This is a genomic window from Acinetobacter sp. YH12134 (assembly GCF_013418555.1).
Lineage (GTDB): Bacteria > Pseudomonadota > Gammaproteobacteria > Pseudomonadales > Moraxellaceae > Acinetobacter > Acinetobacter indicus.
Map to the genome: position 1 here is coordinate 45,654 of NZ_VPBT01000009.1, position 22,519 is coordinate 68,172.

A 22,519-nucleotide genomic window follows, 5' to 3' on the forward strand; every position below is an offset into this window, starting at 1 on the left:
GCTCTTTCCATCTTAATGATCAACGCGCGTCAGCAAGGCTATCTGTTACTGGCCATCACCATGTGTATTTGGGGTGGCTTTACCCTGAGTACTCGTTTAAGTGCTCTGTGGGGCATTAGTGCTTGGGATCTGGTGGCCTTGCGTTTTATGCTGGCCTTTTGCCTGCTGATGCCGGTTTTGCTATATCGCAAAGATACGGCATTTTTATGGACCCGACAGTCCTTTATCCTGGCGATGATTGGCGGTGTCGGTTACTGCCTGACGGCTTATAGTGCATTTCATTTTGTGCCAGCGGCGCATGCGGCGATTTTCTTGAATGGCTGTATTCCCTTATGTACTGCACTGGCGGCCTGGTTGCTGTTTCGACAGCCCTTTGACCGGCATACCTGGATCAGCGTATTGATCATGCTGCTGGCGATTGCTGCCATGAGTCTGCTGATGTATCAGGAAACCGGTGTTGCTTTCGGTTTTGGCGATCTGCTGTTTTTCCTGAGTGCCTTATGGTGGGGCGTCTTTACGGTGCTGTTGCGGCAATGGAAGCTGTCGGCCTGGCATTCTATGGCCAGTGTAGCCATCTGGTCAGCTTTGGTGTATGTGCCTATTTATTGGCTATTTTTTCCAAAAAACCTGAGTGGTCCCGAACCACTGCATTTAATCGGCCAGACCCTGTTTCATGGAATTTTTGTGGTGATTATTGCCACGCTCAGCTATGTCGAAGCGATTAAGCGTTTAGGTGCTTTTAAGGCTGGCAGTATTGTGACTTTGGCGCCTTTTATTGCGGCTATTCTGGCAGTGCCGCTACTGAATGAGCCTTTGAGTCTGGCAATTGTTTGTGGTCTGCTTGGTATGGGTATTGGGGCATTACAGCCATGGCGCTGGTGGGGCCGGAAAGACAGCTTAAGCCAGCAAATCGAACGACAAAACAAGCCGTCTTAAACCGACTGCTGCTGTTGCGCTAAAGTCAGATAGTGTTGATGTAAGGGTTGTAGTTGGGCATAGAGATGTTCTAGATGACCATCATTCAGCACAATATCATCTGCTCGCTGGCGTTTGTCTGCGCGTGACATCTGTACCTGAATAATCTTGCGAATTTGTTCGATATTTTGTCCATCGCGTTGTGAGGCGCGTTGAATCTGCAGTTCTTCAGAGGCATCAATTAACAGGTTGCGCTGGGTCAGTTCATGCTGGTTGCTTTCAAATAACAGTGGAGACACCAGCACCACATAGGCACTGCGGGCTGCCTGTAACTGCTGGATGATCGACTGGCGAATGGCCGGATGGGTAATCGCTTCCAGGGTTTTGCGTGCTGCCGGTTCTTTAAAAATATGCTCGCGTAAGGCACGGCGGTTGAGCTCGCCATTGAGCAGGACCCAGTCGCCAAAGGCCTGATGAATCTGGGTCAGGGCCGGCTGGCCTGGCTCAACCACTTCACGTGCCACCACATCTGCATCGACCACCACAATGCCTTGGGTTTCCAACCAGTGACTTGCTGCCGATTTACCGCTGCCAATGCCGCCAGTTAAACCCAAAACAAATGTCATCCTGTTGTCCTTATTGACCTAAATAAAGCTTCATGATTGCATCACCCCACAAAAAGGCGATCCAGCCGGCAATGGCAATATAAGGGCCAAAGGCAAAAGGCTGGTTCTCTTTGCGGATTTTCAGCAAAATAATGCCAATGATTGCACCAACCAGAGAAGATAGCAACACAATCAGCGGCAGCATCAGCGGGCCCATCCAGGCACCTAAGGCGGCCAGCAATTTAAAATCGCCATAGCCCATACCTTCTTTGCCAGTCACCAGCTTAAACAGGTAATACACCACCCACAGACATAAAAAGCCAATGATATATCCCCAAATGGCAGAGCTAGCGGAGGTGTACAGGGCATAGCTGTTCACCCCCAAGCCGAGTGCAGCCAGGGGGAGGGTATAGCGGTCAGGCAGCAGCTGGGTGTCAAAATCAATAAAGGTCAGGGCAATTAACACATAGGTCAACACCAGGCCAAACAGCATTTGCAGGGTCGGGCCAAAAACCGCGACTACGGTTAAGGCACACACTGCGGTCAGCAGTTCAATAAAAGGATAACGAATACTGATCGGGTTTTGGCATTGGCCACATTTGCCACGTAGAAGCAGCCAGCTGATTACTGGAATATTCTGATACCAGCGAATCGGGCTGTGGCATTTCGGACAGGTCGAGGCTGGCTGACTGAGGCTGATTTTGCTTTCATCAATGATGGCCTGTTCAGGATGCAGCAGCATTTGACAGTCATTGCGCCATTCCTGTTCCATCATTTTTGGCGTGCGGTAAATCACCACATTCAGAAAACTGCCAATACATAAACTAAAAATCCCAACTACGAAATACAGCGCAGTTGGGTGTTGAATCAGATAATGAATGAATTCTTGCATTAAACCACAGAGCCCATTTGGAAGATTGGGAGATACATCGCGACCACCAGACCGCCGACCAGAATCCCGAGAACGGCCATAATCAGTGGTTCCATCATCGAGGTTAAGCCATCGACGGCGTTATCGACTTCGTTTTCGTAGTGAGTAGCGACTTTATCCAGCATCGCATCCAGCGCACCGGATTCTTCACCAATCGCAACCATCTGCACGGCCATGGATGGGAATTTATCCGTGACCCGCATGGCAAACTGCAACTGCTGACCGGTGGCGACATCTTCACGGATTTTCATTACTGCTTCTTCATAAACCACGTTGTTGGTGGCGCCGGCAGTGGATTCCAGTGCATCAATTAAGGGAACACCGGCAGCAAAGGTGGTGGCCAGGGTACGACTATAACGCGCGATAATCGCCTTATACACCAGATCACCAAAAATTGGTGCTCTCAGGGCGGCTTTGTCCAGCAGGTCACGGAATTTCTTGCTGCGTTTCTTGGCTTCCAGAAAAGCTGCAATGGCAAAGCCGACCACAATAATCAGCACAAACCAGTATTTCTGGGTCCACTGCGACATATTCACCACCATTTTGGTGAAGGCTGGTAAGTCGGCACCAAAAGAGGTGAAGAGTTCTTCAAACACCGGCACCACTTTGACCATCAGGATAATGGTGACAATCACCGCCACCACAATCACCGTTGCCGGGTATTTCATGGCTTTCTTGATTTTTTGTTTGAGTAATTCGCTCTTTTCTTTATAGATCGCTACCCGGTCCAGCATAGTTTCTAGAGCACCCGACTGTTCACCCGATTCAACCAGCGAGCAAAACAGATTATCGAAATGTTGCGGATATTTACGCAGTGCACCAGCAAAGGTATTGCCCCCTTCGACTTCGCCTTTAATCCCCAATACCACTTCACGCATGGCCGGGTTTTCCAGACCTTCAGCCACAATTTCAAAGCTTTGCACCAGCGGTACACCGGCTTTCATCATGGTCGCCAGCTGGCGGGTAAAAATCGTGATGTCCAGGGTCGAGACTTTTTTCTTCATCAAGCCTTCAAGAATATTTTTCTTCTTCTGGCGGATGGTTTTGATGGTGATCCCTTGCTTGCGCAACGTGACCTTGGCCAGCGCCATATTACGTGCTGGCAGTTCCCCTTTAAGTTTTGCCCCTTTGCGGTCAATCCCTTCATAAATAAAGGTGGGCATCATCTGTGCTTTTTTGACAGCCATGCGTGTTTATCCTTATTTTAAATGCTTCATCTATTCGCTGGTCACACGATTCACTTCCTGTAAAGAAGTGACCCCCTGCATGACCTTGATTAATCCTGAACGGCGTAAATTGTTAAACCCAGATTTTGCCGAGGCTGCTGCAATCTGCAAGGCATTACCATCTTCCATAATAATGCGTGAGATTTCCGGGGTGACTTTCATTACTTCATAGACCCCGACACGGCCTTTATAACCTTCACGACATTCCGGGCAGCCAACCGGCTGATACAGCTGGAACTCTGGCTGGTTTAAATCTTCTTCGGTAAAACCGAGTTCCAAGAGGCTCTGGCGTGGAATCTCCACCGGGGCCTTGCATTTCTGGCAGAGACGACGTGCCAGACGCTGGGCAATCACCAGGTTCACCGAGGTGGCGATGTTAAATGAAGGGACGCCCATGTTGCGTAAACGGGTCAGGGTTTCGGGTGCACTGTTGGTGTGCAGCGTCGACATGACCATGTGACCGGTTTGTGCGGCTTTAATGGCAATTTCTGCGGTTTCCAGGTCACGGATCTCACCGACCATGACAATATCCGGATCCTGACGCAGGAATGATTTTAGTGCTGCGGCAAAGGTCAGACCCACTTTGGGGTTGACGTTGACCTGATTGATGCCTTCCAGGTTAATTTCTACCGGATCTTCGGCGGTAGAAATATTGGTGTCTTCGCGGTTGAGGATATTTAAGCCGGTATATAAAGACACGGTTTTACCGGAACCGGTCGGACCGGTAATCAGCAACATGCCTTGTGGTTTGTCCAGCGCCTCCATAAACAGCTCTTTTTGCTCCGGTTCATAACCGAGTGCATCAATCCCCAGCATGGCACTAGATGGATCGAGAATACGCAGTACAATTTTTTCCCCGAACAGGGTGGGCAGTGAGTTGACACGGAAGTCGATGGCTTTGTTTTTTGACAGCTTGAGCTTGATCCGGCCATCCTGCGGAATACGTTTTTCCGAGATGTCCATTTGTGACATGACTTTTAAACGTGAGGCGAGCCGTGTGGCCAGTTGTAACGGAGGATTGGCAATCTGGCGCAAAACGCCGTCAATCCGGTAACGGACCCGGTAGCTTTTTTCATAAGGCTCGAAGTGTAAATCCGAGGCGCCCATACGGATTGCATCGACCAGTAACTTGTTAATATATTTGACGATTGGGGCTTCATCGCCTTGTGGCTCATCGTCATCTTTTTGTGTTTCGGGAGCGTTGTCGCCAACTTCCAGATCAAAGTCTTCATCAAAGTCAAAGGTGCTGTCTTCGGTAAAGTTCTGTTCAATCAGCCGTTCCAGCTTGTCATGCTCAACAATCACCACTTCAATATTCAGCTTGCTGTTAAAGCGGATCGCATCAATGGCTTCGATATTGGTTGGGTTACTGGTAGCAATATAAAGCTGATTGTGACGTCGGAAAATGGGCAGAATTCGGTATTTGGTGAACAGTTTTTCATCTAGACCTTCACGTACAATCAGACGCGAATCGTACACCGCCAAGTCAAAAATCGGTTCACCAAATTCATAGGAAATTTTTTCAGCAATGGTCAGCGGTGAAATCTGCAACTGCTGAATTAAATACGGCACAATATCGGTCTCGGCTTTTTTCGCCGCGACAATGGCTTGCTGCATATTTTCAGCCGTCACAAGCCCTTCTTCGACCAGTCGCCGAATAAAACCTGTAAATCTAGGCATTGCTTGTTGTACTGACATTCCCCAACGTCCTTAAAAAAAATCAAAAAAGTTTGTTTATAATTGGTATCACAAAATTATACTTTTGTTGCATAAAAATACCATATCTGAAAATGATGTCACCACCTAAGTATCCCCTAAAAGCATGAACCAGTCGCAATTAATCGGCAAAGATTTTTTGTTAAGCCGGTGTTCAGATGGGCTTATTTAGACTGTAGATCTAAAAATGCTGCAACAAATTGTTCTGCCCTGAACCGATTTACGTGTAGAATGTGCGCGATTGAAACATAGGTATTTGAATAGGTATTGTATGTCGGGTTCGGCGATTACGCCTTGGGTGATTGGCAATTGGAAAATGAACCCAGTGCAAGCAGAAGCGCAACAGCTGGTTTCAGAATTTAAAACATTATTAGAACAGCAGGCCATTGATGCCGCACAGTGTCATTTAGGGGTTGCGCCAGTTGCAATCGCATTGGGCAGTGTTCAGGAACAGCTGAAAACTGCGGTACGTCCGGTGTATATCGTGGCACAAGATGTTTCACGTATTGCTGGTTTAGGTGCTTATACTGGTGAGGTGAGTGCCGAGCTATTAAAAGACAGCCAGATTGGCTTTGTACTGGTCGGTCATTCAGAACGCCGTGAAATTTTTGCTGAAAATGTGCAAATTCTAAATGCAAAAATTCAAAATGCACTGGCAGCCGGTCTGACCGTAATTTACTGTGTCGGTGAAAGCCTGCAGCAACGTGAAAGTGGCCAGGCCGAGCAGGTGGTGTTACAGCAGATTTGTGACATTGCAGCAGTGGTTGAGGCAGAGCAGTGGCAGAATATTGTAATTGCCTATGAGCCAATCTGGGCGATTGGTACCGGTAAAACCGCTTCGCCTGAAGATGCACAGGCCATGCATGCCAAAATTCGTGAAGGTCTGACCCAGCTGACCAGCTATGGTCCGCAAATGGCTATTCTGTACGGTGGTAGTGTTAAGCCGGAAAATGCAGTAGAGTTAGCAGCCTGCCCAGATATTAATGGCGCACTGGTCGGCGGTGCTTCTTTAAATGCGGCATCGTTCCATCAAATTGCGCAGGCCTTTGCCAATACACAATAATTAGGAGTTCAGCATGCAAACTTTTGTGCTGGTAGTACATATTATTTTAGCCGTCTTGATGATTGTGCTGATTCTAGTTCAGCACGGCAAAGGGGCAGATGCTGGTGCTTCTTTTGGTGGCGGCGGTGCGGCGACCGTATTTGGTGCCTCTGGTTCGGGTAATTTTATGACCCGTTTGACTGGAATTTTAACGGCTTTGTTCTTTATCACCAGTCTGACCCTGGCGGTATTTGCCAAACAGCAAACCACCGATGCCTACAGTTTAAAATCAATTCCGGCGACCACAACCGCGCCGGCAACATTGCCTGATTCTTCACCAACTACACCTCAAACTGGCGAATAATTGCAATTAGGCCTTTATTTTTCGCGGTGATGCGACTAGAATGCGTCACAGCTGCGGTGGTGGTGGAATTGGTAGACACGCTACCTTGAGGTGGTAGTGCTTTCGGGCGTGGGGGTTCAAGTCCCCCCTTCCGCACCAAACTTATAATCCAGAACATAAGTTTGGTGTATGCAGCAAAACTTCTGTTGATGCGGGATGGAGCAGTCTGGTAGCTCGTCGGGCTCATAACCCGAAGGTCGTTGGTTCAAATCCAGCTCCCGCTACCAATCAATCCTTTTTAAAGATGCAAACTTTAAAAGGCGGCTTAAGTTTCTTGAGCTGAGAAGAGTTATTTGTACGCTGATGCGGGATGGAGCAGTCTGGTAGCTCGTCGGGCTCATAACCCGAAGGTCGTTGGTTCAAATCCAGCTCCCGCTACCATTTTTTAATGGTTGAGTAATATATTTCATGTTGGTTGAATCTGACGCTTGTTACTCATTCTTCAGCGATAAATAACGCCATATACATGACATACGATTTTCATTGAAAATTGCGCATATTTTGTATATAATTTTTGCACGTTGATGCGGGATGGAGCAGTCTGGTAGCTCGTCGGGCTCATAACCCGAAGGTCGTTGGTTCAAATCCAGCTCCCGCTACCAAGTTTCTTAAGAGGCTCACAACAAGGTGGGCCTTTTTGCACAGTGGACATTGGTTTTTCTGTGTAATAATAGGGGCGATTTACGCCCTTTTTTATTGGCTATCGTGTAGTGTCGATATGAGCCGGATACGGCATAAACTCAAGTGTCATGTTTCACTACTACTATAGCTTGAATGAGACTGTAGTGGTCAGATCAGGCCATTGAATCGCACCCATATGACGAGAGTAAATGAAGCTATCAAATAAAACCCAGGCACTCCAGGACTTGATTGCACCCGCAGTTGCAGCCTGTGATGTAGATTTGTGGGGAATTGAATTCCTGCCACAAGGTAAACGCTCACTATTGCGTATTTATATCGACAAAGCGGTTGATGAAAATGCCGCACCGGTCCTGAATGAAGACGGTGAACTCGAGCAGGGTCGTGGTGTAGGCGTACAGGATTGTGTGCGCGTGACTCAGCAAGTGGGCGCCATTTTGGACGTTCATGATCCGATCTCAGGTGAATATGCACTCGAAGTGTCTTCCCCAGGTTGGGATCGTCCGTTTTTCCAGCTGGAACAGCTTCCTGCCTATATTGGCCAGACCATTGCCTTGCGTTTGATTAGCGCGGTAGAAAACCGTCGTAAATTCCAGGCGAAACTGGTGGCAGTTGACCTTGAAAATGAAACCATTCAGGTTGAAGTTGAAAAACAGCAAGTGCTGGAAATTGACAGCCACAATATCGATAAGGCCAATCTGGTTTATCAAGATTAATTCAATAAATAAGAATCTAAAATAGGTGACTTATGGCACGCGAAATTCTTACCGTCGTTGAAACGGTTAGTAACGAAAAAGGTGTAAGTCGTGAAGCAATCTTTGAGGCGCTAGAGCAGGCTCTTGTTGCTGCGACGAAAAAGAAATTTTACGAAGGCACAAATGCGGAAGAAGCACGTTTACGTGTAGAAATCGACCGTAAAACAGGTGACTACCGTACTTTCCGTCAATGGGAAGTGGTGGCGGATGAAGATCATGAAATGCCAGCATGTCAGGATGCGATTTCTGATGTCGATCCGGCGCAGTGGTCAATTGGTGACATTCGCGAACTTGAAGTGGAATCAATTGATTTCGGTCGTATTGCGGCGCAAATTGCCAAACAGGTAATTGTTCAGAAAATTCGTGAAGCAGAACGTGCACTCGTTGCCGATGCTTATGAAGCCAAAGTGGGCGAGCTGATTTACGGTGAAGTGAAAAAGCAGACCAAAGATGGCTTTATCATTGATTTAGGTGACAATGCCGAAGCGTATCTGGCACGTGAAGAAATGATTCCAAAGGAAATTCTGCGTCCAAAACAGCGCGTGAATGCCATTTTATTTAACGTCAACCGTGAAGGTCGTGGTGCGCAATTACTATTGTCACGTGCGAAACCTGAAATGCTGATGGCGTTAATGAAAAAAGAAATTCCTGAAATTTCTGAAGAAATCATTGAAATCAAGGCGGCTGCGCGTCAACCAGGCGTTCGTGCTAAGATTGCAGTGAAAACCAACGATCATCGTATTGATCCGGTTGGTGCATGTATTGGTATGCGTGGTACGCGTATCCAGGCAGTCCAGCAGGAACTTAATGGTGAACGTATTGATGTGGTGGTGTGGTCAGATGATCCGGCACAGTACATTGCCAGCGCTTTAGAGCCGGCTGATGTATCGAGTATCGTGATTGATGAAGATGCACGTACTGCTGACATTATTTTTGCCACCAGCGATCAATTGGCCCGTGCCATTGGTTCACAAGGTCAAAACGTACGTCTAGCATCTGAACTGACCGGTTATAAACTGGACATGATGCTGGAAGAAGAATATTACGCGCGTCAGCAAAATGAAGCGCAGCAATATCTGGATATGTTTGTATCGCGTTTGGACATTGCAGAAGACCTGGCGATGGCACTGGTTGAAATGGGCTTCACTTCACTGGAAGAGATTGCCTATGTACCAGCAGAAACATTTGATGAAATTGAGCTTGATGCCGAGCTGGTTGAATTATTGCAAAGTCGTGCCAAAGAAGTGGCTTTGGCAGATGCGTTAAAACAGCAAGAAAATATTCAGGATCCGAGTGACGAACTTCTGGCAATGGAAGGGATGACACAAGAGATCGCCTATGCGCTTGCTGCTCGTGGTGTAGTGACCGTTGATGACTTGGCAGACCAGGCCACCGACGATATCGCAGATATTGAAGGTCTAGGTGCTGACAAAGCGGGTCAACTCATTATGAAAGCACGCGAATCATGGTTTAACTAGGAGGTAATGTATGACGGACAAGACGATTAAAGAGTTAGCGCTCAGCGTAGGACGTCCAGTTGAGAAACTCCTGGAGCAGGTTCGTGATGCAGGTTTACCGCAACGTAAAGCTGACGACATTATTTCCACTGAACAACAAGATACCCTCGTGACCCACTTGAAAAAAGTACATGGTCAAGATGCGGGTAATGCAGGACAAATCACGTTGAAACGTAAAACTACCAGTACTGCTAAAGTGGCAAGTACGTCAGGTAAGGCGAAAACAATTAATGTAGAAGTGCGCAAGAAGCATACATTTGTCAAGCCAGACCCTGAGCAAATCAAAGCAGAAGCTTTGGCCAAAGCACAGGCTGAAGCAGAAGCCAAAGCAGCTGAACAGCAAGCCCGTGAACCGGCGAAGCCAAAAGCTGCGCCAGAAGCTGCCAGCAAAGGTGAATCTAAAGCCAAACAGGCCTTAGAAGCAATGCGTGCTGCTGCGAAACAGGAAACCGCCAAACAGGAAACTTCTAAAGCCGCTGTGGTGGTGAAGCGTAAATCAACCAACAAGCCAGTGGTGAAAGCCCAGGTTAAAGTGGTTGAAACGCCTGAGCAAAAACGCGCCCGTGAAGAACAGGCAGCACAGTTGAAAGCGACTGAAGAAGCTGCACGTCGTAAGGCAGCTGAAGAAGCGCAGCAACGTACCCTTGAGCAAATGCGTAAAATGGCATCGAAGTATTCATCTGATGATGCTGCACCGACCATTCGCGTAATTGATGATTCTCCATTGGCCGCAGGTCTGGTGGGTCAGGCCTATGAAGATTCATTTGCCAAAGAAGACCGTGAAATCAAACGTGGTGGCGGAACCAAAGATACCCGTGGCCAGAAGAAAGGCGGCCGTCGTGGTGAAGAACAGTCATTCCGTGACAACTCGCATAAACGTGGTTTAAAAACCAGTCAGGCCAACAAGCATGGCTTTGAAAAACCGGTGAAAAAACAGGTTTATGATGTAGAAATTGGTGAAACCATTATTGTGGCTGACTTGGCTGCGAAAATGGCGATCAAGGTGCGTGAAGTAATCAAGACCCTGATGAAGATGGGTGAGCTGGTCACACAAAACCAGGCCATTGATCAGGATACTGCGGTGCTTGTGGTTGAAGAGATGGGCCATAACCCGGTGCTGGTGTCTGAAACTGCGGCAGAAGACAACCTGCTGGAAGCAGCTGAAGAAGCACGTGGTGAGCAAACTACGCGTCCACCTGTTGTTACCATTATGGGTCACGTTGACCATGGTAAAACCTCGCTTCTTGACCGTATCCGCCGTGCTAAAGTGGCACAAGGCGAAGCCGGTGGTATTACCCAGCATATCGGTGCTTACCATGTGACAACAGACAAAGGTATCATCACCTTCCTAGATACTCCGGGTCACGCCGCGTTTACCGCGATGCGTTCACGTGGTGCCAAAGCGACTGATATCGTGGTGCTGGTGGTTGCAGCAGATGATGGCGTGATGCCACAAACTGCAGAAGCGATTGACCATGCGCGTGCAGCAGGTACGCCAATTATTGTTGCTATCAACAAGATGGACAAAGATTCGGCTGATCCAGACCGCGTACTGAACGAATTAACCACTAAGGAAATCGTGCCTGAAGAATGGGGCGGTGATGTTCCAGTCGCCAAAGTTTCCGCGCATACCGGTGCCGGCATTGACGAATTACTAGACCTGATTTCAATTCAAGCAGAAATGATGGAATTGAAAGCCTCTGAAGAAGGTGCAGCACAAGGTGTGGTGATTGAAGCACGTGTTGATAAAGGCCGTGGTGCAGTGACCTCGATTCTGGTTCAAAACGGTACCCTGAAAGTCGGTGACTTGGTACTTGCCGGTTCATCTTATGGCCGTGTACGTGCCATGACCGATGAAAACGGTAAACGCATCAAGTCTGCCGGTCCATCAATTCCAGTGGAAATTCTGGGTCTGCCAGAAGCGCCAATGGCGGGTGATGAAGTACTGGTGGTCAATGACGAGAAGAAAGCGCGTGAAGTTGCTGATGCGCGTATGGATCGTGAACGTCAGAAACGTCTTGAGCGTCAGTCTGCAATGCGTCTTGAGAACATCATGGCGTCTATGGGCAAGAAAGATGTGCCGATTGTGAATGTGGTACTGAAAACTGACGTACGTGGTACGCTGGAAGCATTACACGTGGCACTGGCCGAGCTTTCAACGGATGAAGTGAAAGTCCGTGTGATTGGTTCAGGTGTCGGTGCGATCACTGAATCTGACGTAACGCTGGCTGAATCTTCAGAAGCGGTACTGCTGGGCTTTAACGTTCGTGCCGACAATACTGCACGTCAAAAAGCCGATGCCGATGGTATCGACATCCGTTACTACTCGATCATCTATCAATTGATTGATGACGTGAAAGATGCGATGAGCGGCAAGCTGGCACCAGAACACCGTGAAACAATTCTGGGTGTGGCGGAAGTCCGTGAAGTATTCCACTCAAGCAAGTTCGGTGCAGCAGCAGGCTGTATGGTACTGGAAGGTACTTTACACCGTAACAAGCCGATTCGCGTATTACGTGATGATGTGGTGGTGTTCCAGGGCGAACTTGAATCTTTGCGTCGTTATAAAGACGTGGTGGAAGAAGTTCGTGCCGGTATGGAATGTGGTCTTGCAGTCAAAGGCTATAAAGACATCAAAGTACAAGACAAGATTGAAGTGTACGATGTCCAACTAATTAAACGGAGTCTTTAATGGCGGGTAGTCAGCGTCTTAAGCGAATGGCAGATACGGTACAACGCGAGTTGTCCGACCTGATCCGCCAGGAGCTGAAAGATCCACGTCTGGGTGGTCTGGTGACCATCTCGGCGGTGAAAGTCAGCCCAGATTTAGGCTATGCCGAAGTGTATGTGACCGTAATGGGTCGTGAACTTGGCGATGAGCAAAGTGAAGCGGCAAACAAGGAAACCCTGGATGTGCTTAACAAAGCCTCCGGTTTCCTACGCCATGAGCTGAGCCGTCGGATCAAGACCCGGATTACGCCGCGTTTGCGTTTCCATTACGACAAAACCAATGCCTACGGTAACTATATGTTTGGTCTGATTGCAGAAGCAGTAAAAGATTTACCAGCTGCCGATGCAAAAAAAGATGAAGAATAAGTAGGCCAGCAGGTCTATGTAAAAAAGCCACCTTCGGGTGGCTTTTTTATGTCCTTCATAATTGCTTGACTTGCTTATCTTCCAGCAGAAACAAGCGCTTTAAGATTGCAATCAGGCAAGGGCAGTGGGTTGAGACAGCACATAAAAAAACCTGACCAGGAACAATCCGGGTCAGGTTTTTTAGAAGATGACGCGAAGACTTATTCGTCTTTAGAGGGTTTGATTCTGCCCAGCGGTTCACGATCTGTAAAGGCACGGCGACGGCTGCGCTGCCATGGTAGCGGACGTTCCAGGGTTTCTGGGACTTCACCACTCATCGAGCGCAGACGTAAATGCAGGGCTGCCTGTGCCATCAGGTTGGCCGATACCGGTGCGGTAATAAAGGCAAACAGGGTAATCAGCACTTCTGCAAAACCGAAGCGACCCAGATAAGCTGAATAAATAATGGCAGCAATCAGGAAGCTGCCCAGACCTAAGGTACTGGACTTGGTCGGGGCATGCAGGCGCATAAACAGGTCCGGCAGACGAATCATGCCAATTCCGCCGACCAGCATAAAGAAGGTGCCGATTAACAGGAAAATGGAGACCAGGATTTCTATCATCAGTTGCATGCTGTTCTCCTAATCAATCACGTGGCCAGAGGTGAAGTAACGGGCCAGGGCAGCGGTTGAAACAAAGCCTAGCATCGCCACCAGTAACGCACCTTCAAACAGTGAAGTACTGGTCCAGTAAATGCCCAGCACCACAATCAGACAGGTCGCATTTAAAAACAGGGTATCCAGCGCCAGCAGACGATCCACAATTGATGGTCCCATAATCAGGCGAATCAGGCACATAAACATCGAGCCGGCAATGGCAATCAGGCAGATGCCAAGCGCATAAGGCAATATCATCATGAGGCCGCTCCTGTCTTGACGTTAAAGATTTCAATCAGCGGCTGTTCATAACGGCTCTTGATCAGGGCAATTTCAGCTTCTTCGTCATCTGTACTTAAGGCATGTACCAGAATATCGCCACGGTCCTGGTCAATACCGGCCGTGACCGTCCCCGGCGTGGTGGTAATGATCATCGCCAGCAGGGTATTGACCTGTTCATGCTCGGTCTCCAGCGGTACACGGAACCATTTCGGATGCAGCGCATCGGTGGGTCCCAGCACCTGTTTGGCGACGCGGATATTGGACAGGATAATATCCCAGACCACCACCCAGAACAGTTTAAAGGCTGGCACCCAGTGGATATTCGGGGTGCGGGCAATAAACGGTTTGACCATCAGTGGAATCAGGATACTCAGGATCAATGCCATCAGCAGATTGCCGGCAGAAACACTATGTGCCAGTAACAACCAGCTAATGGCCACAATCACCGAAACAAAGGGATGTGGCAGCCAGATATCCCAAAACGATGTCTTTTGCATAGTTATGGCTCCATAGGTTTAAGTTGTGGCAGGTCGTTGCTTGCGGCGTCCTGCTCAATCTGCTGATTGATCTGACGTTGTTTATAGTCCGAAATATGCTCACCTTCCAGTGTATTTGGACTGATTACATACGGAATCAGCTTGGCATTCGGGTCCGGTTTTTCACCACTGTATTTGGTTTCTGGCAAATAGTTTGGATCATAAGGCTGGACGCTAATCACCTGGCCGGTTTCATCCTGCTTTAACACCGCCATTTCATACAGACGGTTGTTCTGCATTTGCTGGGCCGTGCTAAAGGCATAACGCTGGATTGGATTAGCAAAAACCACATAAGCCACCAGTGCTGCCAATAACAGGTAAATGGCCTTATCATTGCCTTTCGGGGCCTTGGCTGGCAAGGCCTGGTAGCTGTGATAGGCGTCATTGTCCGGATCATCTTCCGGACGCGATGCGCGCCAGAACAGGATAAAGCCAACCCGGGTCAGGGCCAGAATACTGAGTAAACCAACTAGCAGCACCACGGCAATAATAATGCCCTGATAAGGCGCATCAGCCGTGGCCTGTAACAAGAATACTTTACCGAGGAAGCCACTAAAAGGCGGCAGGCCGGCAATCATCAGTGCAATCAGCAGATAGGTAATTGACATCACTTTATGCTGTTTCATTTGCGGGGCGATATTAAAGTGATCCTTAAATTCACCGCGCTGCGCCGTGACCCAGCCGCAGAACAGATAGAAGGCCGCGGCAATTAAGGTACTGTGTACCAAGTAATACAGCGCTGCCGTCCAGGCCTGGGTGCTAAACAGGGCAATCGCAATCAGGATGGTGCCAATCGACGACAGCATCATAAAACCGACAAAACGGCGTAAGCGTTCTGCCCCAATTGCACCGATGACGCCATACAGTGAGGTAATCAGGCCAATTGGCAATAACCAGTTGCTGAGAATTTTCTGACTCAGTTCATCATCAAAGACCGTCCCATTGACCCTTAAAATCGCATAAATCCCGACCTTGGTCATAATGGTAAAAATCGCCGCCACAGGGGTAGCTGCTACGGCATAGGTTTTCGGTAACCAGAAGCCGACTGGCAGCATCGCCGCTTTAATCCCGAACACAATAAACAGGATCAAGCCGCCGACCACCGCCAGACGATGCTGATCTTCTGCCAGCGTCGGTATTAAACGGGCCACATCGGCCATGTTGAGGCTGCCGACACTGCCGTAAATCATGCCCAGACCAATCAGGAACAGCGCTGAAGCCAGCAGGTTGATGGTGACGTAATGCACCCCAAGCTGAAAGCGCGGTTTGCCTTGGCTATGCAGCAACAGCACATACGAAGCCAGCAGCAGCACTTCAAAAAATACGAACAGGTTAAATAAATCGCCGGTGAGGAAAGCCCCGCACAAGCCCATCATCAGGAAATGGAACATGGCATGGAAATAGCGACCACGTTCATCCCATTGCTGGCAGGCGAACCACAGCACTGGCAAGGCCAGACCGTAGGTCAGTACCAGCATTAGCGCAGACAGCTGATCCAGCACCAGTACAATCCCGAATGGAGCTGACCATTCAGACAGGTTGTAGACAGTAATCTGGCCGGTTTTGGCCAGCATCAGATAGCTGATCGCCAAGCCCAGTCCGAGAATAGTCGAAATCAGGCTGATGCCACGACGCCACGGCTGGCGCCAGTCATACGACAGCGAACCCGAACCCGGGTTGCCCAGCAGCACTAGAATAAAACCGGTAAAAGCCGGCAGCAGGATGCTGAGAATAGGAGTGTGTTGCGCCCAGAATTGGATAAAGTCATGCATTATGGCTCATCCTCACGTGGGTCAAGTAAAGCAGGATCATCTTTGGCATCCACATGGTCGGTTCCCGATTCATAACGGCTGCGTAAGGCCAGTTGCACCACAAAGGCGGTGGTGGCAAAGCCAATTACAATAGCAGTCAGCACCAGTGCTTGCGGTAAAGGGTCGGTGGATTGTGCTGCCGTGGTTAAAATGGCCGGTGCATTCAGCTGAATCCGGCCCATGGCGAACAGGAAAATATTGACTGCATAACCAATCATGGCCAGGCCCAGTACCACCGGAAAGGTACGTGCCCTTAAGATCAGGTACACGCCGGTGGCGACCAGTAAACCTACAGAGGTTGCGACTAAAAATTCGATACTAATCATGCTTACCCCCGAGGAATTGGACCAGACATACTGGAGTGACGCGAGTCGCCCAGCACGGAAATCAGCAACATGGTTGCCCCGACAACGGTGACATAGACCCCGACATCAAACAGTGCCGCTGAAGCCAAATGCAGCTCACCAATCACCGGCGGATTGACATAAATATGCGCGCTGGTCAGGAATGGACGGCCCCAGAACCAGGCTGCAATCCCGGTCATGCCGGCAATGGTTAGACCGGAACCAATCCAGATTTCATATAAACGTCCGGATTTGGCTTTCAGCATTTGCTCGGTTTGGTCCTGACCAATGGCAATGTACTGAATGATCAGTGCCATTGATGTGACCAGTCCGGCAATAAAGCCACCGCCTGGCAGGTTGTGCCCGCGCAGGAAAATATACAGGCTGATTACTAGGGCCACCGGTAAAATCCAGGAAGCGGTCATGCGCAGCATCAGTGGAGATGGGTTAAAACGATAGGTCAGGCCCTGCGTCATGGTGGTGCCGTGGGCACGCATACCATCCATCAGGCAGAGGGCACCAATGGCAGCAATACCGAGTACGGTAATTTCACCGAAGGTATCGAAGCCACGGAAGTCGACCAGAATCACGTTGACCACGTTGGTACCGCCGCCCAGTGGAATCGACTGCTGGTTAAAGAACCATGAAATCGAGTTGTGATCACGGGTCATGATTAACCAGGCCAGCCAGCTGATGCCAGCACCGGCCAGAATTGCAATTCCGGCATCGCGCCAGCGGCGGGTGCTGCTTGACTCATACGGGGTTAATTGTGGCAGCAGCGACAGGCTCATCAGTAACAGCACGGTGGTCACCACATCGACGGTAATCTGGGTTTGGGCCAGATCCGGAGCCGACAGGGTTACAAAGATCATGGTTACCACCAGACCGACGGCGCCACTGATCAGGACAGCTTTAATCCGTTCATGATGGAACCACAGCATCATCCAGCAGGCACTGAATAACAGCAGCCACAAGACAATGGCAATTGCAGGTGCCTGGGTCAGCTCACGCGTACCGGTACCAATCCCCTGATTCAGCAGCGGCACCGACACCAGTGCAATGGTAAACACCAGAATCCAGAACAGATAACTTTGTAGGGAGCCGTTTTCGGTCAGGCGTTTAAAGCGGCGCGAGTTCAGCAATAGGCCTTTTAAGAACAGGTCAAATAACACCCGTCCCTGTAAGCGGCCCAATGCCGGATCAAGATCAATCTCGCGGATACGGCCGCCTTTGGCCAGGGCAAAATACATCACCAGACCGCCCACCAGCGCAATCACACTCATTAGCAATGGCAGGTTAAAGCCGTGCCAGATGGCCAGATGGGTGCCTTCAAAATTCATCAGCTGGGTACTGGCACGGGTGGTGCTATTGACCAGATGCTCAACCAGCAGGGCAGGGAACAGGCCGACAGCAATACATAAAATCGCCAGAATCAGGGCCGGTGCGCGCATGCCCATTGGCGGTTCATGTGCATCTTTATTGGGTACGTCTTTGCCAATCGGGCCATCGAAGAACACGCCATGCACTAAGCGCACCGAATAGGCCACGGCAAAAATACCGGCCAGTGTCGCGACAATTGCCGAGATCACCACCACCGGTCCGCTTAAATTGGCCAGCAGTTCGGTAAAGAACATTTCTTTGGACAGGAAGCCGTTGAACAGAGGCACACCTGCCATCGACGCAGCCGTAATCATGGTTAGCGTACCGGTAAACGGTAACAGCTGCCATAAGCCACTCAGTTTGCGTAAATCACGGGTGCCGGATTCATGGTCAATAATCCCGGCAATCATGAACAGCGCCGCTTTAAAGGTGGCGTGGTTAATAATATGGAAAATGGCTGCAGCTACGGCCAGCGGAGAACCAATCCCGAGCAGGCAGACAATCAGGCCCAAATGGCTGATGGTGGAATAGGCCAGCAGACCTTTCAGATCTTCTTTGAAAATGGCAAAGAAAGCCGCGATACACAGGGTAAACAGACCAACAAAGGTGACCAGATTATGGTACAGCGCCGCGCCGGCAAAAATTGGCAGCAGACGCGCCAGCAGGAAAATTCCGGCTTTCACCATGGTCGCGGAGTGCAGATAGGCCGAGACTGGCGTTGGCGCCGCCATGGCATTCGGCAACCAGAAATGGAACGGGAACTGGGCACTTTTGGTAAAGGCACCAAGCAAAATCAGCAATAAACTGGGTACAAACAGCGCATGGCTCTGAATCTGATCGGTCATGGTCAGAATCTGGTCCAGCTCATAGGTGCCGGTGATCTGTCCGAGCAGGACAAAACCACCCAGCATGGCCAGGCCGCCCATGCCGGTAATGGTTAGGGCCATACGTGAGCCGCGTTGAGCCGCTTCGTAATTGCTCCAGTAACCGACCAGCAGGAACGAGGAAATACTGGTCAGTTCCCAGAACACCAGCAGGATAATCAGGTTATTCGACAATGAAATCCCGAGCATGGCTGCCATAAACAGCATGAGCAGGAGATACAGTTTGCTGAGGGAGTTTTTGGGGCTTAAATAATAATAAGCATAAATAAAGATGAGGGTACCGATACCGGTAATCAGCAAAGAAAATAATAAACCTAAAGCATCCAGGCGAAAGCTTAAATCAATCCCTAACTGGGGTAGCCACGACCATGACTGAATGATGGTGGCGCCATTAAAGACATCCTTTGCTTGAGTCAGTAACAGGATCAGACTGCTTAAACTGACTCCTATCGCCCCTAAAGCCGTTACCCCGCGCGAGAATTGCTTCAGCCACGAGACAAGGGTTGTGCCAAGTACCAGCGGTAGCAATATAATAATCGATAGCACACTCGTATCCATTGTCTTGATAGGTTCAAAACCTAAGGGTGAATCTTATCTTTCAAGGATTACAGGAATGCAAGGAGCAGTCCAAAATACTCAATCTTGAAAGCCGAAAAATAGAATTATGTCTAAATAAACAAGTTGTGTTGCGCAACTTGAGAAACTTATAGCAAATCGGATTTTACTATAAAAATATAAATCTGATTGATTTTATTACATGAATAAAACAACATCAATTTGTTTTTGCGCACACGGCAGACATTATACGCCGCCGAACTTTTTTCAGGATGAAATTGTTAGATCAGACCGGATTTTTTCGGCTGATTTTCCGATATTCCCCCATATTCCCCCATATTCAAAGCCGTATCTAAGGCAACGGATGCGGGGTCGAGGTGTCATCATCATTTTGCAGCCGTTTCAGCAGGGCTTCCTGCTGTTCGGCATTTAAATGCTGCTGAATCTGCTGATAGAGGTCCTCCACGCTGGCCGGCTCCTGTACCGCTTCTTCACTCAGGCTTTCATCGCTGCTGCTGGCTTCAGTCTGCATAAACTGGGCATAAATGGCGTCGAGCTGTTCCTGCACCGGTTGCAGATGAATTGGATGTAATTGCTGCTGATCCAGCCTTAAACATTGATAGTCTTCGGCATTTTCCAAGAGTGCCGTGCGGTTACCGGTGGCAATAATCTGCAGTGCCGGAAAAGCCTGATGCAAACGCGCCAGAATTACCGAGGCCATATCCTGATCGAGCTGATGATCGACCTGATCAATCAGCAGAATGCCGTCGCCTTCTAGAGTTGGATACAGACTATAAGGATTCAGCAGACATAAACGCCGCACAATATCGCCGACCAGTGCAATCCAGTTGCGGATACTGTTGGACAGCTGCTGATAGAGCTGGGTTTTGCCCTGATAGGTGACCATCAATTGCAGTTTCGGATGATATTGCAGATAAATCTGGCTCAGTTCCGGCAGCACAATTTGTAGTGCATCGCGCAGGGCCTGCAGGCTTGGCGCGTGCATCTGGGCATGTGCCTGCATCAGTTTGTCACGCCGTGGAGGTTCTGCGTCGGGATGCTGCGGATGTAATAACTGTTCAATCAGTTGGGCGCTCTGGGCATTTTCAATATCGGAAATTTCCCGGAACCACTCAAAGAAGCGTGTAAAGGTGGTGAAGGGGATGGCCGAAATTTCATAGGCATGTGCGGCCTGAAAAATCAGCGGATTGTTTTTACTTAGCAGATTGACTTCATTGACAAAACGTTCGGCCGGGTAATAGGCAATTAATGGCAAGCCTTGTAGCGGGTCCTGTTTTACCGCCTGCTGGTACAGGCTGACCATTTTTTCCAGTTTCTGGGTTTCGGTCTTGCTGACCCCGACGCCGTTGCTGTTCAGGGTTTTGTACAGCTGCCAGTCGCAGCACTGACGGTCCTGCTGCTGGGCATCGCTGCTTTCCGGCAGGCTGCCAATGTCTTTGGGAAAACACACGCACAGATCAATTTTGGACTGCAGCCGGGTGTGCATAATGTCCTGATCAAGCATGACCAGTCCCGAGGTGCGTAAATCTTTATAACGGGCAGCAAACCAGGTCAGTGCCTGATAGGTGAAGCGCAGTAGCGAGGTTTTACCGGAACTCTGATTGCCCAGAATTAAGGCCACAGGCTGTTGCTGCGGATGCAGTTGCAGCTGAAGGTCGGTAAAGTGGGTGATGTGCTTGAACTGGACAGACTGAATTTTCATGGGTCACCTGCATGCTTTAACCCACCGCCTTACGCAAGGACACCGGCATCTGCTGTTTCAGCTGTTGCACCAGATCGTAAATATGATGGATATTTAAGCTTACTTTAGCACGTGTGCAGGCCACGTACAGTAATCGTAACTCTTCATCACTAATTTTATGATCGCGTTCATTGACCTTGAACTGATAGTCATCTTCCAGATGCACGCGGTCCCATTCCAGCCCTTTGGCTTTGTGTGCGGTTGAAATAATATAGTCGGCCTGCCCAATCGGGGTGATTTTGGCCAGCGCCTTTTTCAGCGGATCGGTACCATGATCATCCACCAGTTTTACCAGCGGCTTAATGTCGCTGCCTTCATTGGTTTCGCAATATTCATGTACATCGTGCCAGGAGTTAAACCAGGCCAGTTCCGGCACATCGGTGACGCGGCGGCCCTGTTTCAGCATACTGGCGGCATCGACAAAGCGGTTCAGTTTGACATGATCGGCCTGCAGGCTGACCTTGTCACCATGTACCAGACCGGCCAGCAGCAATTCCATCGCCCGGGCATTGGTGCGGCATAAAATCGCATCACGCTGTTTGGTATGCGGCTTGTTCACCACTTTGGAATGTAAATCCGGGTTGCCGAGCAGCGGCACAGTTTCATTTAAACCGCCGAGAATGGCATTGGCGGTCATGGCGATGTCCGGACCAAAACGGAATGAGGTGGTTAAACGCGACTCCGGCAAAGGCAGTTGCTGCATGGCGTTGATGGCACCGCGCCAGGCATAAATCTGCTGATGGGCATCGCCAACATAAATCACCTGGGTGTTACGCTGTTTGAGCAGAATCCCCAGCATTAGCGGGTCGGCATCTTGCGCTTCATCAAACAGCACATAATCGGCCGGAATATTCGGTTCCGACAGTGCCCACAGTTTCAGGTAAATATCATGACCGATTCCGGCCTGATGGTTCGGATCAATTGATTCCAGCCAGCGCCGTTCCACTGCCGGATACAAATGTTTTTGCAGCAGCTCGGCATCATCAGGATGTAGCCAGTTCGGTGCCTGAATATGCCGTGGTGCCGGATATTGCGAGCTGGTCGAGCAGAAATAGCCAACGGCATTGGCCACCAGACTGGCCAGCCGTGAAGGCATCAGCACATATTTTTCATAGCGGCCACCCATCATCCGGCGCAGGGTAATCGGTTCGAGACGATATTCCTTGGCAATAAAACTCGGACTCAGGCGCGGCAGGCGCAGTTTGTCGGTGACTCCACGTGGAACACTACGAAAGGCCAGCGAGTGAAAGGTGCGACAATCGACATTGCGATGAAACTTGTGTTGCGCTTCTGCGGCAATGGATTTGTTAAAGGCCAGATACATGCCACGCCGCTCCGGCATGGCTTCACTGATCATCTGCAAGGTGGTGGTTTTCCCTGTGCCGGCATAGGCAATCACCTTGAAGGATTTGCCCAGACGTGCGTTATCAATGGCAGTGGCCTGCTCATAGGTGGCGGTCGGTTTCTTCAGCTCAGACACAGGGC

The 22,519-nt window shown here is 49.5% G+C and carries 19 protein-coding genes and 4 tRNA genes; 11 read left to right on the forward strand and 12 right to left on the reverse strand.

The features are described 5' to 3' along the window. Positions 1-15: 15 nt before the first annotated feature. Entirely contained in the window at positions 16-936 is a 921-nt protein-coding gene (locus FTU69_RS07135; RefSeq protein WP_016659657.1) for a DMT family transporter, read from the forward strand. Here FTU69_RS07135 and coaE read toward each other — a convergent pair. From coaE to pilB, 4 genes are read right to left on the reverse strand one after another with little or no spacing between them, the layout of a single operon-like run. After that, the gene (gene coaE / locus FTU69_RS07140; protein WP_180103641.1) at positions 933-1,541 is read right to left on the reverse strand and encodes a dephospho-CoA kinase; all 609 of its coding nucleotides are present in this window, start codon (positions 1,539-1,541) and stop codon (positions 933-935) included. The two genes, FTU69_RS07135 and coaE, sit on opposite strands and share 4 nt — an antisense overlap. A gap of 10 nt (positions 1,542-1,551) precedes the next feature. After that, on the reverse strand, positions 1,552-2,412 hold the full coding sequence (locus FTU69_RS07145; protein ID WP_005181774.1) for an A24 family peptidase: 861 nt from the start codon (positions 2,410-2,412) through the stop codon (positions 1,552-1,554). After that, on the reverse strand, positions 2,412-3,638 hold the full coding sequence (locus tag FTU69_RS07150; RefSeq protein WP_016659656.1) for a type II secretion system F family protein: 1,227 nt from the start codon (positions 3,636-3,638) through the stop codon (positions 2,412-2,414). Before FTU69_RS07150 ends, FTU69_RS07145 begins: the two co-directional genes overlap by 1 nt. Positions 3,639-3,668: 30 nt before the next feature. Then, positions 3,669-5,375 (reverse strand): type IV-A pilus assembly ATPase PilB, encoded by a 1,707-nt coding sequence (gene pilB / locus FTU69_RS07155; RefSeq protein ID WP_005181778.1) that lies wholly within the window; start codon positions 5,373-5,375, stop codon positions 3,669-3,671. Between the two features lie 289 nt (positions 5,376-5,664). On the opposite strand from pilB, the gene tpiA reads away from it, so the two are divergent. The 10 genes from tpiA (at position 5,665) to FTU69_RS07205 (ending at position 12,845) form a co-directional block, all read left to right on the forward strand. After that, on the forward strand, positions 5,665-6,456 hold the full coding sequence (gene tpiA / locus FTU69_RS07160; protein WP_180103642.1) for a triose-phosphate isomerase: 792 nt from the start codon (positions 5,665-5,667) through the stop codon (positions 6,454-6,456). A gap of 13 nt (positions 6,457-6,469) precedes the next feature. After that, a complete protein-coding gene (secG, locus tag FTU69_RS07165; protein ID WP_005181783.1) occupies positions 6,470-6,799 on the forward strand; it encodes a preprotein translocase subunit SecG in 330 nt (109 codons plus the stop codon). Positions 6,800-6,852: 53 nt separating this feature from the next. Continuing rightward, a tRNA-Leu gene (locus FTU69_RS07170) sits at positions 6,853-6,937 on the forward strand. Between the two features lie 51 nt (positions 6,938-6,988). Then, positions 6,989-7,065, forward strand: a tRNA-Met gene (locus FTU69_RS07175). Between the two features lie 77 nt (positions 7,066-7,142). Next, positions 7,143-7,219, forward strand: a tRNA-Met gene (locus tag FTU69_RS07180). A 144-nt stretch (positions 7,220-7,363) separates the two neighbouring features. Further along, positions 7,364-7,440: transfer RNA gene (locus FTU69_RS07185), tRNA-Met, on the forward strand. 228 nt (positions 7,441-7,668) lie between these two features. Then, on the forward strand, positions 7,669-8,193 hold the full coding sequence (gene rimP / locus FTU69_RS07190; RefSeq protein ID WP_005181784.1) for a ribosome maturation factor RimP: 525 nt from the start codon (positions 7,669-7,671) through the stop codon (positions 8,191-8,193). Between the two features lie 32 nt (positions 8,194-8,225). Further along, entirely contained in the window at positions 8,226-9,710 is a 1,485-nt protein-coding gene (nusA, locus tag FTU69_RS07195; protein WP_005181786.1) for a transcription termination factor NusA, read from the forward strand. Positions 9,711-9,720: 10 nt separating this feature from the next. Then, on the forward strand, positions 9,721-12,441 hold the full coding sequence (gene infB / locus FTU69_RS07200) for a translation initiation factor IF-2 (RefSeq protein WP_005181788.1): 2,721 nt from the start codon (positions 9,721-9,723) through the stop codon (positions 12,439-12,441). Continuing rightward, positions 12,441-12,845, forward strand: a complete 405-nt coding sequence (locus FTU69_RS07205) for a ribosome-binding factor A (protein WP_005181793.1) — start codon at positions 12,441-12,443, stop codon at positions 12,843-12,845. Before infB ends, FTU69_RS07205 begins: the two co-directional genes overlap by 1 nt. A 200-nt stretch (positions 12,846-13,045) precedes the next feature. Here FTU69_RS07205 and FTU69_RS07210 read toward each other — a convergent pair whose 3' ends face one another. The 8 genes from FTU69_RS07210 to FTU69_RS07245 form a co-directional block, all read right to left on the reverse strand. Next, a complete protein-coding gene (locus FTU69_RS07210; protein ID WP_168381966.1) occupies positions 13,046-13,456 on the reverse strand; it encodes a Na+/H+ antiporter subunit G in 411 nt (136 codons plus the stop codon). 9 nt (positions 13,457-13,465) lie between these two features. Beyond that, entirely contained in the window at positions 13,466-13,741 is a 276-nt protein-coding gene (locus tag FTU69_RS07215; protein WP_005181799.1) for a monovalent cation/H+ antiporter subunit F, read from the reverse strand. After that, positions 13,738-14,259, reverse strand: coding sequence for a Na+/H+ antiporter subunit E (locus tag FTU69_RS07220; RefSeq protein ID WP_005181800.1), 522 nt, complete (start codon positions 14,257-14,259; stop codon positions 13,738-13,740). Before FTU69_RS07220 ends, FTU69_RS07215 begins: the two co-directional genes overlap by 4 nt. 2 nt (positions 14,260-14,261) lie before the next feature. Continuing rightward, a complete protein-coding gene (locus tag FTU69_RS07225) occupies positions 14,262-16,070 on the reverse strand; it encodes a monovalent cation/H+ antiporter subunit D (protein WP_163143043.1) in 1,809 nt (602 codons plus the stop codon). Beyond that, positions 16,070-16,435, reverse strand: a complete 366-nt coding sequence (locus tag FTU69_RS07230; RefSeq protein WP_075167613.1) for a Na+/H+ antiporter subunit C — start codon at positions 16,433-16,435, stop codon at positions 16,070-16,072. Before FTU69_RS07230 ends, FTU69_RS07225 begins: the two co-directional genes overlap by 1 nt. A gap of 2 nt (positions 16,436-16,437) precedes the next feature. Continuing rightward, entirely contained in the window at positions 16,438-19,275 is a 2,838-nt protein-coding gene (locus tag FTU69_RS07235) for a monovalent cation/H+ antiporter subunit A (RefSeq protein ID WP_168381968.1), read from the reverse strand. A 349-nt stretch (positions 19,276-19,624) separates the two neighbouring features. Then, positions 19,625-20,995 (reverse strand): AAA family ATPase, encoded by a 1,371-nt coding sequence (locus tag FTU69_RS07240; protein WP_180088282.1) that lies wholly within the window; start codon positions 20,993-20,995, stop codon positions 19,625-19,627. Between the two features lie 16 nt (positions 20,996-21,011). Then, positions 21,012-22,514, reverse strand: coding sequence for a UvrD-helicase domain-containing protein (locus tag FTU69_RS07245; protein ID WP_005181808.1), 1,503 nt, complete (start codon positions 22,512-22,514; stop codon positions 21,012-21,014). Between the last annotated feature and the right edge of the window lie 5 nt (positions 22,515-22,519).

Bases quoted from the DNA above. Each gene is read 5' to 3' on its own strand.
- FTU69_RS07135 (WP_016659657.1), top strand. From the start codon at position 16: ATGATCAACGCGCGTCAGCAAGGCTATCTGTTACTGGCCATCACCATG.
- coaE (WP_180103641.1), bottom strand. From the start codon at position 1,541: ATGACATTTGTTTTGGGTTTAACTGGCGGCATTGGCAGCGGTAAATCG.
- FTU69_RS07145 (WP_005181774.1), bottom strand. From the start codon at position 2,412: ATGCAAGAATTCATTCATTATCTGATTCAACACCCAACTGCGCTGTAT.
- FTU69_RS07150 (WP_016659656.1), bottom strand. From the start codon at position 3,638: ATGGCTGTCAAAAAAGCACAGATGATGCCCACCTTTATTTATGAAGGG.
- pilB (WP_005181778.1), bottom strand. From the start codon at position 5,375: ATGTCAGTACAACAAGCAATGCCTAGATTTACAGGTTTTATTCGGCGA.
- tpiA (WP_180103642.1), top strand. From the start codon at position 5,665: ATGTCGGGTTCGGCGATTACGCCTTGGGTGATTGGCAATTGGAAAATG.
- secG (WP_005181783.1), top strand. From the start codon at position 6,470: ATGCAAACTTTTGTGCTGGTAGTACATATTATTTTAGCCGTCTTGATG.
- rimP (WP_005181784.1), top strand. From the start codon at position 7,669: ATGAAGCTATCAAATAAAACCCAGGCACTCCAGGACTTGATTGCACCC.
- nusA (WP_005181786.1), top strand. From the start codon at position 8,226: ATGGCACGCGAAATTCTTACCGTCGTTGAAACGGTTAGTAACGAAAAA.
- infB (WP_005181788.1), top strand. From the start codon at position 9,721: ATGACGGACAAGACGATTAAAGAGTTAGCGCTCAGCGTAGGACGTCCA.
- FTU69_RS07205 (WP_005181793.1), top strand. From the start codon at position 12,441: ATGGCGGGTAGTCAGCGTCTTAAGCGAATGGCAGATACGGTACAACGC.
- FTU69_RS07210 (WP_168381966.1), bottom strand. From the start codon at position 13,456: ATGCAACTGATGATAGAAATCCTGGTCTCCATTTTCCTGTTAATCGGC.
- FTU69_RS07215 (WP_005181799.1), bottom strand. From the start codon at position 13,741: ATGATGATATTGCCTTATGCGCTTGGCATCTGCCTGATTGCCATTGCC.
- FTU69_RS07220 (WP_005181800.1), bottom strand. From the start codon at position 14,259: ATGCAAAAGACATCGTTTTGGGATATCTGGCTGCCACATCCCTTTGTT.
- FTU69_RS07225 (WP_163143043.1), bottom strand. From the start codon at position 16,070: ATGCATGACTTTATCCAATTCTGGGCGCAACACACTCCTATTCTCAGC.
- FTU69_RS07230 (WP_075167613.1), bottom strand. From the start codon at position 16,435: ATGATTAGTATCGAATTTTTAGTCGCAACCTCTGTAGGTTTACTGGTC.
- FTU69_RS07235 (WP_168381968.1), bottom strand. From the start codon at position 19,275: ATGGATACGAGTGTGCTATCGATTATTATATTGCTACCGCTGGTACTT.
- FTU69_RS07240 (WP_180088282.1), bottom strand. From the start codon at position 20,995: ATGAAAATTCAGTCTGTCCAGTTCAAGCACATCACCCACTTTACCGAC.